Annotated in this window: 16 protein-coding genes and 1 riboswitch; of the genes, 1 reads left to right on the top strand and 15 read right to left on the bottom strand. The window is 38.4% G+C overall.

Annotation, left to right across the window (positions count from 1 at the left end; genetic code table 11):
* Nucleotides 1-45 precede the first annotated feature (45 nt).
* The 15 genes from KC820_RS01755 to smc form a co-directional block, all read right to left on the bottom strand.
* Nucleotides 46-777, bottom strand: coding sequence for an ECF transporter S component (locus KC820_RS01755; RefSeq protein WP_212367453.1), 732 nt, complete (start codon nt 775-777; stop codon nt 46-48).
* Nucleotides 753-2,429, bottom strand: coding sequence for an ABC transporter ATP-binding protein (locus KC820_RS01750; RefSeq protein WP_212367452.1), 1,677 nt, complete (start codon nt 2,427-2,429; stop codon nt 753-755). The genes KC820_RS01755 and KC820_RS01750 overlap by 25 nt, the downstream gene beginning before the upstream one ends.
* Nucleotides 2,411-3,241 (bottom strand): energy-coupling factor transporter transmembrane component T, encoded by an 831-nt coding sequence (locus KC820_RS01745; protein WP_336511005.1) that lies wholly within the window; start codon nt 3,239-3,241, stop codon nt 2,411-2,413. Before KC820_RS01745 ends, KC820_RS01750 begins: the two co-directional genes overlap by 19 nt.
* A 294-nt stretch (nt 3,242-3,535) precedes the next feature.
* Nucleotides 3,536-4,378: a DUF4430 domain-containing protein gene (locus KC820_RS01740; protein WP_212367450.1), complete on the bottom strand. Its 843-nt coding sequence runs from the start codon at nt 4,376-4,378 to the stop codon at nt 3,536-3,538.
* A 12-nt stretch (nt 4,379-4,390) separates the two neighbouring features.
* The gene (locus tag KC820_RS01735) at nt 4,391-7,528 is read right to left on the bottom strand and encodes a DUF4430 domain-containing protein (protein WP_212367449.1); all 3,138 of its coding nucleotides are present in this window, start codon (nt 7,526-7,528) and stop codon (nt 4,391-4,393) included.
* A gap of 153 nt (nt 7,529-7,681) precedes the next feature.
* Nucleotides 7,682-7,876, bottom strand: a riboswitch (cobalamin riboswitch).
* A gap of 147 nt (nt 7,877-8,023) precedes the next feature.
* The gene (rplS, locus tag KC820_RS01730) at nt 8,024-8,368 is read right to left on the bottom strand and encodes a 50S ribosomal protein L19 (RefSeq protein WP_144087713.1); all 345 of its coding nucleotides are present in this window, start codon (nt 8,366-8,368) and stop codon (nt 8,024-8,026) included.
* Between the two features lie 131 nt (nt 8,369-8,499).
* The gene (gene trmD, locus KC820_RS01725; RefSeq protein ID WP_212367448.1) at nt 8,500-9,234 is read right to left on the bottom strand and encodes a tRNA (guanosine(37)-N1)-methyltransferase TrmD; all 735 of its coding nucleotides are present in this window, start codon (nt 9,232-9,234) and stop codon (nt 8,500-8,502) included.
* Nucleotides 9,231-9,752: a ribosome maturation factor RimM gene (gene rimM / locus KC820_RS01720; protein WP_212367446.1), complete on the bottom strand. Its 522-nt coding sequence runs from the start codon at nt 9,750-9,752 to the stop codon at nt 9,231-9,233. Before rimM ends, trmD begins: the two co-directional genes overlap by 4 nt.
* A gap of 5 nt (nt 9,753-9,757) precedes the next feature.
* Complete coding sequence (locus KC820_RS01715) at nt 9,758-10,147, bottom strand: YlqD family protein (protein WP_212367444.1); 390 nt, start codon at nt 10,145-10,147, stop codon at nt 9,758-9,760.
* 76 nt (nt 10,148-10,223) lie between these two features.
* Entirely contained in the window at nt 10,224-10,451 is a 228-nt protein-coding gene (locus KC820_RS01710) for a KH domain-containing protein (RefSeq protein ID WP_212367442.1), read from the bottom strand.
* Between the two features lie 15 nt (nt 10,452-10,466).
* Complete coding sequence (rpsP, locus tag KC820_RS01705) at nt 10,467-10,739, bottom strand: 30S ribosomal protein S16 (RefSeq protein ID WP_144087708.1); 273 nt, start codon at nt 10,737-10,739, stop codon at nt 10,467-10,469.
* Nucleotides 10,740-10,818: 79 nt separating this feature from the next.
* Entirely contained in the window at nt 10,819-12,159 is a 1,341-nt protein-coding gene (ffh, locus tag KC820_RS01700; RefSeq protein ID WP_212367440.1) for a signal recognition particle protein, read from the bottom strand.
* 14 nt (nt 12,160-12,173) lie between these two features.
* Nucleotides 12,174-12,500, bottom strand: a complete 327-nt coding sequence (locus KC820_RS01695) for a putative DNA-binding protein (protein ID WP_212367438.1) — start codon at nt 12,498-12,500, stop codon at nt 12,174-12,176.
* Nucleotides 12,501-12,513: 13 nt separating this feature from the next.
* Nucleotides 12,514-13,509, bottom strand: a complete 996-nt coding sequence (ftsY, locus tag KC820_RS01690; RefSeq protein ID WP_144087705.1) for a signal recognition particle-docking protein FtsY — start codon at nt 13,507-13,509, stop codon at nt 12,514-12,516.
* A gap of 18 nt (nt 13,510-13,527) precedes the next feature.
* Nucleotides 13,528-17,094 (bottom strand): chromosome segregation protein SMC, encoded by a 3,567-nt coding sequence (gene smc, locus KC820_RS01685; protein WP_212367436.1) that lies wholly within the window; start codon nt 17,092-17,094, stop codon nt 13,528-13,530.
* Between the two features lie 111 nt (nt 17,095-17,205).
* Here smc and KC820_RS01680 point away from each other — a divergent pair, with 111 nt between their 5' ends.
* Entirely contained in the window at nt 17,206-17,430 is a 225-nt protein-coding gene (locus tag KC820_RS01680) for a DUF1128 domain-containing protein (protein WP_144087703.1), read from the top strand.
* Nucleotides 17,431-17,568: the final 138 nt, after the last annotated feature.

Raw genomic sequence — 17,568 nt, 5'->3', positions numbered from 1 at the left:
GTTAGATGACTCGTTCCAAGCGATTCTAACTGGGCTTTTATCTGTTTATTTGCCTGAATGATCATATGCGATTGATGGCTTTAACGTTGAGTCTTCTAGTAAACCATGTTTCTTTTTAAAACGATTTAAAATTCGTATCCAGCTCACACTAAACAAACTGATGAAAATTACATTAGATATTGCATGGGCCAAATCGTGATAAAAACTGGACACATATATACCGACAAGGAACTCCCATGTGAAATTATGCATATTGCTAAAAACGATCCATAGATTCATCATCCAACCGAATATAAATCCCCAAATGAAACCAAATGAATTTAAGATCCATAGCTTTCCCATTCCTAGAAATTGTCTCAATAAACCAGCACTCATGCCCATCGTCCCCCAAGCAAACATTTGCCATGGCGTCCAAGGACCTTGGCCCAGAAACATATTTGAAACGATTGCTGCCAAAGCACCAACTAAAAAGCCTGATTCTGCGCCGAAAACCAATCCGACGGTTATAATCACAAAAGAGGTCGGCTGAACACTTGGAAGACCAGCAAAGGGTACACGTGCTACGGCTGCAATCGCTATCAATAAAGCCAAGATAACGATCTCTCTCGTTTTTATACTTTTCATTTCAAAACGAATAAAAAACAACATCATCACACAACCAATAATACCTAAACTCAATAGTAAATAGTTGTGATAATTAAACACGGTATACATGACAATTAGCAAGACAAAAACCGTTATGGTAACAATAATTAAGCTAGCTCGTGCGTTTGCCATGAATGCAATACCTCCTCTAACGTTAACACTTCAGGGTATTGACTGTTTTGAGTCACTCGATTAATGGATGTTGTATAAAAATAGTTGCCTGTGAAAAACGTATGAGGTGCTGCTTCGGCTGTTATTTTCCCATCAAATATCATGGCACACTTCGTTGCGATTTGTGCGGTAAATTCAATATCATGAGTAACCATCAAAATTGTTAAGCCTTCCGAATGTAACTGGCGAAGAATCGACTGAAGTTGAATTTTTGAAACGGAATCCAGTCCTCTTGTCGGTTCGTCCATAAACAATATAGATGGTTTCGTTAACAACATACATGCTAATGCTGCTTTTTGTACCTCACCGCCTGAACAATCATAAGGATGTCGTTTCCTTAAATGCTCGATGCCAAATAAATTTAGTAATGATTTTATACGTTGTTCAGAATCTTGGATTTCATGTTGTTCTGCAATTAATTGCATTTCTTTTTCGATTGTATCTTGAATGAAGAAAGTATGCGGTTGTTGTGATAAATAAGCAATCTGTTGATGAACGCTATCGATTGATTTATGTGTTAATTTACGGCCAAACCGCTTCACACTACCCCGCTGAGGTTTGAGAAGTCCTAGACAAGTTTTCAATAGTGTCGTTTTACCAGAACCATTTCCACCCATAACAGCATAAAAATCACCTTTATTTAATGAAAAATCCAGCTTAGCCAAGACCATCGGAGCAGTTTTCTCATATTGAAAATAAACATCTTTCAGCTCAACAATTGACTCTGCGTCCGGATTCAATTTTTGATTTTCTTTTTTCACAATGGGATTCATTGGTGGAAGTGAAGCAAGGCGTGCTTTACCTTCATTTACATTCAACGGAATTTGATCAATCGTTGGTGAATGTTGCAACTCTAAACACATCTGAGAAATCGACGGGATGTATGGCAAGAAACGTTGATCCTGTCTATTGAAAATTTGATGAATGACTTCCCTGCTCTTTCCGTCATAAACAACCGTTCCTTCGTTCATGAACACAACTCGATCAGCCTTATCGAACAAATCCTCAAGCCGGTGCTCAACGATAATAACGGTTATACCAAGCTCTTTATTTAACCGCTCAAGCATGATCAACAAATCTTTTGCAGCTACAGGATCAAGCTGGGATGTAGGTTCATCAAGAAGCAATACTCTTGGCTTTAATAAGAGGGCTGATAACAAACTCAAAAGCTGCTTTTGACCACCTGATAATGCTGTCGTTTTCTGATGCAATAGATGTTCGACACTAAACGTATGAACCATCTCCGCCAACCGTAGCCGCATATCGATTGGTGAATAGCCTAAATTCTCCATACCAAATACAAGTTCTTGCATGACATCATCCATAATAATTTGATTTTCTGGATCCTGAAAGACAAGACCGATCTCTTCGATTAACGTTCTTTCATCCCATTCATCAAACGGTTTCCCTATGTATGATATATCGCCCGATTGCAATCCATGCGGAGAGATTTCCTTTTTCAATAAGTGAAGGAGGGTCGTTTTACCACATCCACTTGGTCCTCCAATGACAACGAATTCCCCTTGTTTTACGTGCAAATTAACTCCATCCAACGCATAATTATCAGATTCAGGGTATTGAAATGATAACTCCTTTATATGGATAATTTCCATCTTATTTTTTCTCTCCCTTCAATGAAAAGTGGAAAGGACGTGATAATAAACATACTGCAAAAAACAATCCAATCGATCCAAAAAAACTGCCATGGACCCAGCTCTGGATAAATAATCATCTTTCCATAACCTAACCTGCCTCCATAAAAGCAAAGCATCATTAAGCCTGCTAATACGAACAGCCATACCCAATCGCGTTTATCCATAAAGTAAGGAGTATAAGAACTTTTTTTCCCTTCCGTTCCATACCCTCTCGCTTTCATTGAATTGGTCACGTGGATGGCTTCTTCAAGAGACCATGTCAAAAGAATTTGAACTCTAAGCATTCCGTTTCTAACCCTCGTTTTGAAATCACCTACAGTCATACTCATTCCTCTTAACCGTTGAACATCACCAATTTCATCAAGACGTCTTTTCATTAATGGGACAAGCCGAATGGCCATCATAATCATTAAAGCGATACGTGGAAGAATTTTTGAAAAAATATATAAAAAACGATTACCGTTTAATATGAGATTGAAAGAAATGAAAACCACTAAAATGATCGCAATAAAAAGCGCCATCGTGATTCCATACATAAACGCTTCTAATGTCACTTGCTTTCCTCGAAAATAAAAAAGAATCGTCGTCCCACGTGAGACAAGAAACGGATTGATCAGGATAATTAGAGTACTCATGATCGATAAGGTTGGTAACCATTTCCGTAAGTCTTTACCTCGATCATGAGATATATTGACAAGAATCAGTAAAAATAAAATAGTCACTAAAAATATTGGATGATTAAAATACATCGCTAACGTCAACATACAAATATAATAAAAAAGCTGAACATATGGATGGTAACTACGAAAACCATTATCGATTTTTCATCACACACTTTCTATGTAAATATCGATATAAAACCAATTCATATAGGAAGGCAGATGAGCCCACATCGAAGAGGGCTCATCTGAAACTTCCGTGAATCAAAAATTACGCTATCTTCTGAAAGGCTTTAAATCAGCCCCTAAATCCTTGCCTAAGTTCGTTGTATATAGCCATTCCACCCGATCGCCTGGTAATAACGGCACTACCCCAGCTCCTCGGTCTGGAAAGATTCCATTGACTCAATACATCCAACCGCTACCAGAGCCTCGGTCAAATTCATAAACGTTTGCAATACCTTCAACATAGGCAGTTGCGCCTTGACCACCCCGGTAATCCATCTGGATTTTTTGTGCCTTTGTTATTTTGATGAGCGCATCGAGAACGGTGAATCCATCTTTTATTTCCATTTCAGTAGGTGGCAGTGGCACCTCACTATCAGAAATGACAATCGAATGGACAATCGTTTGCTCCTTTTTCGCATCTTCTCCTTTTTTACTCTCATCTGAAGGTTGGTCGTTCTTCTTTTGATTCTCCTGATTGCTTTCTGAGGAATCCTTTGGTTGATTATCATTGTCATCTTCTTCATTTTTAGAAGGTTGAGAAGAGGATGGTGATTTTTCTTTCGGTTGCTTCTTCTCTTCCTTTGATTCTGATTTGTGATCGCCTGATTTGCTGCTCTTTTTTGTTGATCCATTCTTCACTTTTTCCGTTGATGCTGTAGTAGTTGAGTCATCTGATTGCTCTTGATGAGCACCATCGTCTTCGGACGATGAATCTGGTTGGCTTGCTTCCTTTTTCTCGGTCTCACTAGCCACTTCTGTTGTTGCATCTGGATTTGATTCATTATTCTCTTCAGATGATTTTTCCGAATTTGTTTCTTTTCCAATACCAGATTTAGTCAAACTTGTACCGATATCATCAATTGTTTTATGAAATGTAACTTCTCTTACTTCAGATTGCTCTTCAGCTTCCTTTAGCTCATTTGCTTCTTCTTTGGATAATGGTGCAGAACCACAAGCGGCTAATAAAAATAACAGAGCAATTGAAATCGGGATGAAGAGACGTTTATACGTTAATTGCATAGAATCCTTCCTTTACCCGTGTTTTCTATGATTCTTCTTTAGATAATATAGGATGAGAACCGCTCCTAAAATAATGAACAGTGCCAGCGCTAGCCAATAGCCATACGTCGTATTTTCTGACTCAGCCTGTTTTTGTCCGCTACTTTCTTGTGAATGGACATCCGTTTCTTCTGATTCTTCATCGGATTGACTGACTAGCGAATCCGTATCTCCTTCATCTTTGGACTGATCCTTATTTTCATTCGAATCCTTGACGGAAGACGCTTCTTGTTCTTCCTTTTCGGATGGATGATCATTTTCAGTAGAATTAGAATTCCCATGTACATCACTACTAGCAATAAGTTGAACGGATTGTTCTTTTTGTTGATTAGTACTTCGAGAATCTTCATTTGAATTGGAGTGTCTTTTACTAGTTTCACTATTTGTTAGATTTACACTGTCTGTTTGACCTACTGGCTCAGTCGGATTTTTCGATAAATTTTCTTGTCGCTTATTTTCTTCAGATGAATTATTTACGGCCATCTGAGTTGGCTTTTCAAAATTATGACTTGTACCATCAAATACACCATAAATACTAAAATGATTTGTTTGGAAAGAGATTGTTCCAGTTTTTGAATTATATTTACCTGAATCAATGTGCTCCCATTCATTCGTTTGTTCATTAAAATAATAAGCCTGAGGATTCTCTGCTTCTTGTTGGCTGACTTGGAGTGTCAACGTAATTTCATTGTTACCGAAATTACTGACTTTCGTGTCTCCTGCCTTAATCGTGAAATCATAAACGGAACCTACTGCGTAGTCCGCAGAATATTTCTCCATTTGAATGGTTACCGGTGCACCTTTTGATTGCTTCGATAGTTGACTCAGAATTTCCGTTGGAATGTGTACGACTGCTTTTTCTTTGTTAATTTTTAGGTCATTTTTGTTTTCAATTAGTGAGTCTATAACATCGTTTTCTAATTTTACTACTAATTTATGTTGTTTCTTTGCATTTTTAGGTTGAACATCGAGCGTTCGATTTGATATGTTTTTTATTTCATTCATTGTAATGGTGGCGTTCATGACTTTATTTTTATTCGTTGTTCCAGAAATTACGACTCTCGTTTCATCTTTAAATGGATGTTCTTGATCTTCGCTTTCTTCCTTTGAGTCTTCATTATCGTTTTCATCCGGTGTTTGTTCTTTTTGGTCAAATTGATAGAGTGAACCTTCACCTGTCAGATAATAATAATAGGCTATCAATGCTTGGAGAGCCTGCTCAGTTGCCATTACATCTGAACGGCTATCCTCTTGCGTATGTTTAAATCCTCCATCATCATTTTGATACGTTAATAAGTGGTCTACTAAACTGTTTTTGTTTTTTGTAAACTGATTTCCTGATGCATCAATTCCATAAGAGGATAAGCCTATTATTACTTGTGAAGTCGTCTCACTTGTTACGCCTCCAACAAAATCTCCGGCAAAGAATCCTCCATTATCTAATTGCTGTTCCGTTAACCACTCAATTGCTCGCTCTAGTGCATTGCTCACTTCAGGGTTATCCGTATACTGACTAAGCCCAGTAATAACCATTCCAGTAATATCAATATCTGAACTAGCAAAGTATTCATTTAATGGCCAACTACCATCACTATTTTGTGATGCCAACAATTTATCAATGATTGCTTGCCGATTCCACTTCGCGTCGCTTGGAATCTCGAACCCGAGTGTATCTAATGCAATGAGAGCAAAAGCGAGTCCGTTATTTCCTTGCAAAGTCATCGTGTCAGTACCACTGACATGAATCGGGCTATTATAGATTTTTTCAATTAAATTAAATCCGTTTATATTTTGCGGATTTAAATCAAGTGCAACTGCTGCAATTGTCAAACGCTCAATATCTGTAATTTTAATTCGATTGTTTTCTAATCGATCAATTACTTGATCTTGGAGATTTTGATGGAAAATACGATTATATTCTTCAGGGATTTCATGAGAAGTTCGAGCAATTGCAATGGCTTCCCAATCACTTTTCACACCTTTTGTTAAAATGTATTGACTGGCAGAATCAATAGCATGCTTGATTTTTTCAATGGAAACGCCTTCATTTTCTGAACTGTCACTGTCACTCTCATCATCATTTTCTTGTGCTTGATAAAATATCTCATACCGCTCGGTGGCTTTATTGCCCGCCTCATCCTTTGCAGTAATAACTATGAGATTTCTACCCTCATTTAAATAAATTTCATTTTGTTGATCATTCTTAATTTCAATAGGTTCTTCGTTAAGTGTTGCTGACAGTGTAATAGCTTTACTTTGATCATCACTTGCTTCTACTGAGAATTTTAGTGAAGGTTCATTAACCTCTAATCCGTCTGTCATACCTTCGACAGAAATTTCTGGTGGTGTTTCATCTTTAGGTTTTGTTACCGTTACTTTCGCATAAGGTCTAGTAATGTTCCTATAATCATTCTTAAGTCTTTCTGCTGAAAGAGTATATTCGCCAGGTTTATCTAGAGTCATGGTGAGATTTCCATTCTCATCTGTAACCACTTGTTCATCATTTTCTTTGTACGCTTTTTCGTTTACTAAAATCGTCGCGCCATCTACTGGCGAAATATTATTATAGTTTACACCCGTCAATTCCATATTAAATGGTTTACCTGCTTCGACAACTATTTCGTTTGTTTTAAACCAAGCAAATGTGTTATCTGTGTAATTTTCAACATAAAAAACAACGATGGAATCTCCATCTTCTATTTTGTGCTCTAATACTCCGACCGGTACAAACTCATTGTCAATATAGTACATCCACCCACTCATTGGTCCCCGGTCAAACTCATATAGCCCATTAATGCCTGCTATATAGTTGCCTCCATATTTTAAGTCGAGTTGGTTGTCGCCAGATTGTTCTAACGCTTGAATGATTGCATGAATGGCCCTAGGTGAATCGCTTAAAATTGGTTTGGAACTACCAACATATTCTTGCAGATCAAATGAAGTAACATCCAGGTTCATTTCCGGAACTACTGTTTTATTGTAAGATTCTACTCTTACATCGACATTTACAGTTTGTTCCGTTTCTGCAAATGAAGTAAAAGTCGATTGAATAATAATTGATAAGAAAAACACGATAAAGAACAATTTTAAAAACCGTTGTATTTTTTCCAACTTTTCTCTCTCCCTTATTTTGATCACTTTTTGAACATAAAAAAACATCTCTAACGAGTAGAGATGTTCAGTGGGCATTCGTTCACTATAATCAATTTATGTAAATCGAAATTAGCATAGTCAGACGCCACACCTCCCTATCCTCGTAGGTTGAATGGTGCAAAAAAACAGGCAGGTCTCCTGGCTTATGGTCATCATTCTCTAAATCCTTCCCATCATCAGACAGTGGATTGCTTTAGAAAACTCGCAATATACAGTGGCGGGACCGCGCCGGGTTCTCACCGGCTTCCCTTTTAATGATTGATTAAAAAGTATTTAATCGAATCAACCTATTTTTACCTATTCAATTATCTATAGTCTATCGGTTTCCTCAAAAAACGTCAAACTCGTTTTAATTATCAGCAAATTTACGACAAAAAATATTCGATGATAAACAAAATAAAAAAGCTGTCCTGAGTACAATTTTTGAACTCAGAACAGCTTCTTATATTCTCATTAGCGTCTCTCTTTAATTCTAGCTGCTTTACCACGAAGGTTACGTAGGTAATAAAGTTTCGCACGACGAACTTTACCTTTACGAGCAACGTCGATTTTCGCAACGCGTGGAGAATGTACAGGGAATGTACGCTCAACACCTACACCATAAGAAATCTTACGGACGGTGAATGTTTCGCTAATTCCGCCACCACGTCTTCTAATTACGACACCTTCGAAAACCTGAATACGCTCACGGCTACCTTCGACAACTTTCACGTGAACTTTCACTGTGTCTCCAGCTCTAAATTCAGGCAAGTCTGTACGTAGCTGATCTTGAGCAACTTGGTTAAGAATTTCTTGCATTCTGCTCACTCCTTCCAACAAAATGCTCTTACTTTCTAAGAAGTAGCGGAACATTGTTATCACGCTTAACGAACTTAAGCACATTCATAAATATATCATACTGCATCAACAGATGCAATGAAAATTCCAGACTACTTTTCGTCGATAATTCGACTCAATAGCTTTTGTTGTTTATCCGTTAAATTTGCTTGATCAATTAAATCCGGACGTCGCTCATATGTCCGCTTAAGCGATTCATATTCACGCCAATCCTCAATGTTTTGATGGTGTCCAGACAAAAGGATTTCAGGAACGTGGTGGCCGCGAAATTCACTCGGTCGTGTATAATGCGGATGCTCCAATAGGTCAGTAGAAAATGAATCTTTCTTGGCTGAATCATCATTCCCTAACACACCCGGCAAGAGTCTCACGATACTGTCTGTAACGACCATGGCGCCAAGTTCTCCACCTGTCAATACGTAGTCACCGATCGATATCTCATCTGTTACGAGATGTTCCCGAATTCGTTCATCATAGCCTTCGTAATGACCGCATATAACGATTAAATGCTTCTCTTCGGCCAGCTCCTCAGCTTTCTTTTGGGTATATGTCTCTCCTTGAGGACACATTAAAAGAATCCTTGGTTTCGTCTTAGACTGTTCTGTTAAACTTTCAACAGCATCAAAAATCGGTTGTGGACTGAGTACCATACCAGCTCCACCACCATATGGATAGTCATCTACTTTGCCATGCTTACTCTCCGTATACTCTCGAAAGTCAACTAGGTTATAATCAAAGTGCCCTGCTTCATGCGCTCTTTTGAGAATGGAAGAGTTCATCACGCCAGAAAACATTTCAGGAAATAATGTCAATACATCAATTTTCATTCGGATAGCAGTCCTTCCATATTCTCAATGATGATTTTTTTATCTTCCACATTTACTTGTTTAACGATTTGTTCAATATAAGGAATGAGAGCATCCCGTTGTCCATGCCGTTGAATAACCCACACATCATTGGCTCCTGGCGACAATATTTCTTTAACATGTCCAATATACGTATCATCTGTCAGATATACTTCACAACCAATGATTTCATGATAATAAAATTCATCATCATCCAAGGAGTGTTGATCTTCTCGAGCTACCTTTAAATATCCACCCTTCATCCACTCAACATCATTGATGGAATTGCGTTCTTCAAAGGATAATAAATCGAATTGTTTATGCTTCCGATGCGAATGAACGGTTAATAAGACCGGTTCGCTTTCTTGATCATTGAAAAAGTATAGTGTATGACCAGGAGCGAATCGTTCGTCAAAATCAGTGGTCGAGATGACCCGAACCTCGCCTCTAACACCATGGGTATTGACGACTTTTCCTACATTAAAAAAGTTTTCTTTCATGCAAATCACCTATTGATTTTCTCTATTATTCCGTCTTTAATGACGATTTCTCGATTACCAGCAATATCATCCCATGAATCACCGACTGACAGTTCAATAATCTCTTCAACTTCTCCTTCAACAATTTCACTACCAATTGGTAATGTTTCCAACTGTTCTAATTGATATGTGCACCATTCAATCGAGCGTTTTCTGCGTTCCTCTTCTCGATTAAAACGCTTTTCCACTTGGTTTGGTTGGAATTTTTTTTGATGAAGTAATTTTTTCTTTTCAAAATAAAGTTGATCGAGTTCAGTCTGATGCTTCATTTTTCTTTTTTCAAACTTTTGTTGAAGTGTTGCTTTACTCTTTGGTGTGATGACTTGCTTGATTTTCGTTTTTCGTAAAATTTTCACGACATCCACCTCGAAAGCGTGTCTTAAAAAAACGTAAAAGTGAAAAAAGGGAAAGGTTTATTTCCCCCCTCCCCATTTACATGATATCTAAGTAGACTCTTTTGTTTGTATCTGAACCTGCAGCATAAACAACCGTACGAATCGCCTTCGCAATTCGCCCGTTTTTACCGATGACTTTCCCGACATCATCCGAATGGACAGTCAAATGATAACGAATTTTTTCATTCGTTTCTTCAACTGTCACTTCGACTTGATCCGGATGGTCAACTAACGGATGAACAATCGTTTCAATTAAGGCTTTCATGTATATCTCAAATCCTTATTTGTTTGTTTTTGAATTATGAAATTTTTCCATGATGCCTTGCTTAGAAAATAAGTTACGCACTGTATCACTTGGTTTTGCACCTTTTGTCATCCAGTCTAACGCTTTTTCTTCATCGATTTTAACCTCAGGTGTTTCTGCAACTGGATTATATGTGCCGATTTGCTCGATAATACGTCCATCACGAGGTGAACGAGAGTCTGCAACGACTAATCGATAAAAAGGATTTCTTTTAGATCCCATTCTTTTCATGCGAATTTTTACTGCCATAATTACACCTCCATTTAATCTTTCCTATCACAAGTTTAGATTGTATCAGAGAATTTTTAGTCTGTAAAGGGTTTTTACATTACATGAAAGGAAAATTCATTCCTTTCTTTTTACCCTTCTTCGGACTAGTCATTTGTTTCATCATTTTCTTCATATCTTCAAATTGTTTTAGCAACCGGTTCACTTGAGAGACTGATGTTCCGGAACCTTTCGCTATCCGCTTTTTACGGCTGGCGTTTATGACGGATGGCTCCACTCTTTCTTGCTTCGTCATGGATTGAATAATTGCTTCGACATGAGATAATTGCTTATCGTCCACTTGAAGATTTTTCATGCCTTTCATTTTATTCGCACCAGGCATCATATTGATCAGTTCATCGAGTGGTCCCATGTTTTTAACTTGATCCATTTGTTCAAGAAAGTCTTCGAAGGTGAATGACATCGACTTAATTTTCTCTTCCATTTCCTTCGCTTTTTTCTCGTCAACTTGGGTCTCAGCTTTTTCAATTAAGCTGAGTACGTCACCCATACCGAGAATTCTCGAAGCCATACGGTCTGGGTGAAATGCTTCCAACTGATCTAGTTTCTCACCCATACCAGCAAACTTAATTGGCTTACCTGTTACAGCGCGAATGGATAATGCGGCACCGCCACGGGTATCTCCGTCTAACTTCGTTAAGACAACTCCTGTGACATCGAGCTGTTCATCGAAGCTCTCCGCGACGTTGACGGCATCCTGACCGGTCATCGAGTCAACAACTAAAAATACTTCATCTGGATTGACCGACTGTTTGATCTCTTGAAGCTCTCCCATTAGATTTTCATCAATATGCAAGCGTCCGGCAGTATCGATAATGACATAATCGTGATGCTCTTCTTTTGCCTTTTCGATGGCTTGATTCGCAATATCTACCGGATTTGCTTCGGTTCCTAACGAGAAAACAGGAAGATCGAGCTGATTACCTAATGTTTCTAATTGGTTGATTGCTGCTGGACGATAAACGTCGGCTGCAACTAGCATAGGGTTTCGGTTATGTTTTTTACGTAATAGGTTCGCAAGTTTTCCAGTAGTTGTCGTTTTACCGGCACCTTGCAGACCGACCATCATAATGACAGTTGGTGGCTTGTTTGCTACCGCAATTTTACTTTGTTCGCCACCCATTAATTCTGCGAGTTCCTCTTTTACAACTTTAATTACCTGCTGTCCAGGCGTCAGGTTTTCTAACACCTCTTGACCAATCGCTCGTTCTTTTATCCGTTTAATTAAATCTTTTACGACTTTAAAGTTTACGTCCGCTTCCAATAAAGCTAGTCGAACTTCACGTGTCATTTCTTTAACGTCTTGTTCGGAGACTTTTCCTTTACCGGTGATTTTTTTTATTGTATTTTGCAGACGGTCTGCCAAGCCTTCAAATGCCATGTGCAATAGACCCCCTAATCAATGTTTTCCATTTGGTTTAATAACTTTTTCATCTGTTTTAGATTTTCGTTTTCAACAGCAGTTTTCATCTGGTCGATTAACGCGTTCCTTGTCTGGAATCTTCGATAAAGTCCCAGTTTTTCTTCATAATCTTCCAGCATAACTTCTGTACGTTTAATATTATCATAAACTGCCTGCCGACTGACATCATAAGTCTCTGATATTTCACCTAGCGAGTAATCTTCTAGGTAGTATAGGTCCATATAATTCTTTTGCTTTTCGGTCAGCAACTGTTGATAAAAATCGAACAGATAATTGATTCGTGTCGTTTTCTCAAGCATCACGGAATGCCTCCTATTCTTCTGCACTGTCATCTACGAGATCGCCAAATAATCCATAGACAAACTGATGGGCATTAAAACGTTGAAGGTCCGTCATTTGCTCACCGAGTCCAACGAACTTGACCGGTAGTCCCATTTCATTTCGAATCGCAAGAACGATTCCACCTCGGGCTGTTCCATCAAGCTTCGTTAAAACAATACCTGAAACATCTGTTGCCTCTTTGAATGTTTTCGCTTGAGCCATTGCATTTTGACCTGTCGTAGCGTCCAACACGAGTAATGTCTCATGTGGCGCTCCTTCAATTTCTCGGCTGATTACGTTTTTCACTTTTGATAACTCTTTCATTAAGTTTACTTTGTTTTGCAATCGGCCTGCTGTATCACATAAAAGCACATCAGCTCCACGAGACTTGGCAGCTTGAATCCCATCATAAATGACAGCAGCTGGGTCGGAACCTTCGCTATGCTTGATCACATCGACGCCTGTCCGCTCGCCCCAAACTTCCAGTTGTTCAATTGCGCCAGCACGGAATGTATCACCTGCAGCAAGAACAACCTTCTTTCCTTCTTGTTTCAACTGGTAGGCAAGCTTTCCGATTGTTGTCGTTTTGCCGACACCATTGACGCCCACGATGAGAACAACAGAAAGACCATCTTCGTTGAGGTTCAATTCTTCGATGGATTCTTCGTCACCACCATAGTAAATCTCAACTAATTTCTCTGATATGACTTCTTTGACCTGTTCGGTATCTTTAATATTTCTTCGTTTTACTTCCATCTCCAACTCTTCGATCAATTCCATCACAGTTTGAACACCGACATCTGCGGAGATTAGAATTTCTTCCAATTCCTCAAAAAATTCTTCATCTACTGTACGATACCGAGCGACCAAATCATTCACTTTCGACGTAAAGTTATCACGCGTTTTCGTCATACCCGTTTTAAATTTATTCGTTACCTGTTCGGTCTGGTTGTTAATTTTATCTTTTAGTTTCTTGAAAAAACTCATCTTTCACAACTTCCTTTCTTACGTTAACATCATATCTTTCGTTTCTTCGAGTTTAACGGAAACCAATTTTGACACACCTGACTCTTGCATCGTTACTCCATATAATACATCAGCTAGCTCCATTGTACCTTTTCGGTGTGTGATCACAATGAATTGGGTTTCAGCAGAAAATTCACGTAAATATTTTGCGAAACGGAATACGTTTGCTTCATCTAAAGCCGCTTCGACTTCATCCAATACACAAAATGGCACAGGGCGTACACGTAAAATAGCAAATAACAGTGCAATCGCTGTTAATGAACGTTCACCACCAGATAGCAAGCTTAAATGCTGCAGCTTTTTACCAGGAGGCTGAGCAATAATTTCCACACCTGTTTCAAGCATGTCTTTAGGGTCTGTTAATTGTAGCTCCGCTCGGCCACCGCCAAATAATGTCTTGAATACTTGTGTGAACTCTTTCTGGATTTTCTCGAAAGTGTCACTGAATTTCCGGATCATCTCTTCATCCATTTCACCGATGACATCATATAACGTTTGCTTCGCTTCCAACAGATCGGATTGCTGGCGCTTCAAAAAGTCATAACGCTCTTGGATTCGTTCATACTCTTCGATGGCGCCTAAGTTTACATGTCCTAATTCATCGATCGCACGCTTAATGGTTTTTACTTTTTCTCTAGACGATTCTAAATCATCCGTTACCCCATATTCTTGTTTTGCACGTTCATGTGTCAGTTTGTAGTCATCCTGCAATTGTTGCAATCGGTTTTCCAATTCAACGTCCAATCGACTCGCATTGACTTCAAGCTTTTGAACTTGATTATTTTCTTGCTCATATTGTTTGTTTTTTTCTTTTACTTCACGTTCAAGATCATCTCTTTGATGAGTAATGGTCTGTCTTTTTTCTCTTCCTGCATCGATTTTTTCATTCAACTCAACGAGGCTTTGTCTATACGTCTTTAAGTTTTCTGTCAGGTTTTCAATAGAATCCTTCTGTTCATGTGATTCTTGCAATTGCTTTAATTCTTGTTCTTTCGCTTGCTTAATTTCCTTTTGTTCTTCAAGGTCTGCCAAAGCTTCATCGTAGCGATTTTTCTGGTTTCGTACCTCGCTATCTTGTTCAGCATAGCGAATTTGCATATGGTTTAATTTTTCACGAACTTCTTCATGCTCCTCTTTATAACTGGATAGATTGTTCGTCAAATGCTCAATTTGATCACGTAAGCGATTCGTTTCTTTCTCTGATTCACCAAGAAACGCAGTTACATCATTCAAATCATTTTTAAGCTGTTTGATTTCAATTTCTAGTTGATCATTCTCTTGATCATACACATTTAATTGATCTTGTACGTTGGACAATTGATACGTGACAGAGTAGAGCTGCTGTTCTATTTCTTTAATGTTTTCTTCCTGACCTCTTTTTTGTTCTTCGAGCTCATTCATTTCTCGCTTTAACTGTTCCTGTTTTGCTAGCTTTTCTTGTAGGTTTTGTTCAAATTGCTTTGTTTTCTGTTCATATCGATTCAGTTTGCTCGCTGTTTCGTCCAGTTCTTTTTCTCGCGTGAACAAAGAAGCTTGGTTGGAGTTTTTCTTAGCACCACCTGTCATCGAACCACCTGGGTTCACAACGTCGCCTTCTAGTGTCACGATTCGGTAGCGATGGTTCGTCTTGTTCGCAATTTTATTGGCTGCTCTTAAGTTCTCTGTAATCAGTATGTTTCCTAAAAGCTGTTTGGCTATCGATTCATAAGCTGGATCGATTGATACTAAATTAGCAGCAATACCAATAAAACCATCCTCATCTAATCGGTTTACGTCTTCTTGTCGAATCATTCGAGATCGAATTGACGTTAACGGTAAAAATGTTGCCCGACCACTGTTAGACGTTTTCAACCAACTGATTGCATTTCTGGCCGCAGCTTCATCAGAGGTTACGATATTTTGAGCTTGACCGCCTAGCGCTGTTTCGATTGCGGTAACGTATGTTTCATCGATATCCAACAACTCAGCAACCGCACCGTGAATGCCTTGCAGCTTCTTCTTTTTGGAAGCTTGCAGCACTGCTTTAACGCCGTAATAAAATCCACTATAAGATGCTTTCATTTGTTCTAGCATATCTTTTTTTGAACGCAACTGATCGATCAAGCGGTAAGCTTCTTGTTTTTTACCTTCTGCAATTCGAATGTCTTCTGTTAAAGCATTGTATGTTTCAGTCGATTGCTCAAACTTTGTTTCTATCTCTTGGTACGTTGATTGTTCTTGTTCAATTTCTTTTGTATAAGATTGCTCATTTTTTTGTAGCTCTTCTCGCTGTTTAATCAATTGTTCAAAACGTTCATCTAAACGCTGTTTACGATAGCTTGTTTGTTCAATTTGTTTTTCTTTTGAATGCTTCTCATTCTTTTTTGCAGCTTGCTCATTAAGTTGATCGATGTATTGTGCTTTTAATGTCTCGATTTGCTCTTCAACTTGGTTGCCCGTTTGATTTAACTTTTCTTTCAATTGATTGATCGTACGCTTCGTCTCATCACGCTGAGACTTGAGTAAATTTAATTTTTTCTCATGATCTTCAACATCGAACTCGCCTTGTTCGATTTGATCCTGATATGTTTGGATTTGATTTTTTAAACGTTCTTGATTTTCATCAAAGTGTTTTAATTGCTCCGTTAATAAGTTTCTTTTCCCATCCAATTGCTCGATCTGTTGCGTCAATAGTAACTTTTTCTCTTGCCACTCTTCGATTTCTTGGTCTAACGCCGCGATGGATTGACGATAAGTTTCCAATTGAGCGTCATCTTGATTAATTTCAGTCTTTAAATGGAGTAGGTATTCTTTCTTTTTATCAATTTTGGACAGTAGCTGTTGCCATTCTTCATGGTAGGTTTCAATTTCTGTTACTAACAACGAGACTTCATATTGTTCCAGCTCATCTTTTTTCTCCAAGTATTCTTTTGCAATTGCCGACTGTTTTTGCAGTGGTTCAAGTTGTCCTTCGATCTCGTGAATAATATCTTCAACACGACTAAGGTTATCCGATGTGTCGATTAATTTCTTTTCGGCATTTTGTTTCCGCTTTTTATACTTCAAAACACCTGCTGCCTCTTCAAAGATACTTCTTCGTTCTTCAGACTTTGAACTAAGAATTTCTTCGACCCGGCCCTGGCCGATAATCGAAAATGCTTCTTTTCCAAGACCTGAATCTAGAAAGAGATCTACAATATCTTTTAATCGACACGGTTGTTTGTTAATTAAATATTCACTATCTCCTGAACGATAGACGCGTCTGGTTACAGCAACTTCCTCATAATCGATTGGTAGTCGTTGATCTTTGTTGTCTAGCGTCAATGTGACTTCCGCGACATTGAGCGGTTTTCTAGAATCACTTCCTGCAAAGATAATGTCTTGCATTTTTGAGCCACGTAAAGATTTCGCTGATTGCTCACCAAGCACCCAGCGAATCGCATCGGTAATATTTGATTTACCACTACCATTCGGCCCTACCACTGCAGTAACTCCAGGAACAAAATCAACGGAGATTCGTTCTGCAAATGATTTGAAACCGACTGACTCCAGCTTTTTTAAATACATATGTATTCACCTACTCATTTCCCAAACTCACTTAACATTTCAACCTATTTATTTTATCATAAATACTAGGCTACAAAAAGTCGACTTAAAGTTGCTAAAGAGGTGAATACAATGAATTTGAACGAACCAACAGAAGAAAACCTAGAATTTATCATTAACGATCTATCTGAAGAGCTTCAGATTATTAATCGTTCAGTCGTTAAACCTGAAAACTTTGACCTAGCGAACTATCAAGAGATTAAGGACCTTTACGACATGGTAAAAGCAAAACGCCAAGTAAGTGTTTCAGAGATTCATGCGATTATTGATGAATTAAAGAAATACCGGAAGAACTAACCTTAATTATAATGAGGTCATCTTATCAATGACGTTTTGACATGCAGAGAGCTGCATTTCGGTATTGAGACGTCTTCTCGACGACATTTCGACGTGCGATTTGCTTCATTCGGGTGTTGAGCCGTCTTCTCGATGACA

The sequence above is a fragment of the Allobacillus saliphilus genome, from assembly GCF_018138385.1.
Lineage (GTDB): Bacteria > Bacillota > Bacilli > Bacillales > Alkalibacillaceae > Allobacillus > Allobacillus saliphilus.
This window is presented reverse-complemented; position numbering and strand designations above follow the sequence as displayed.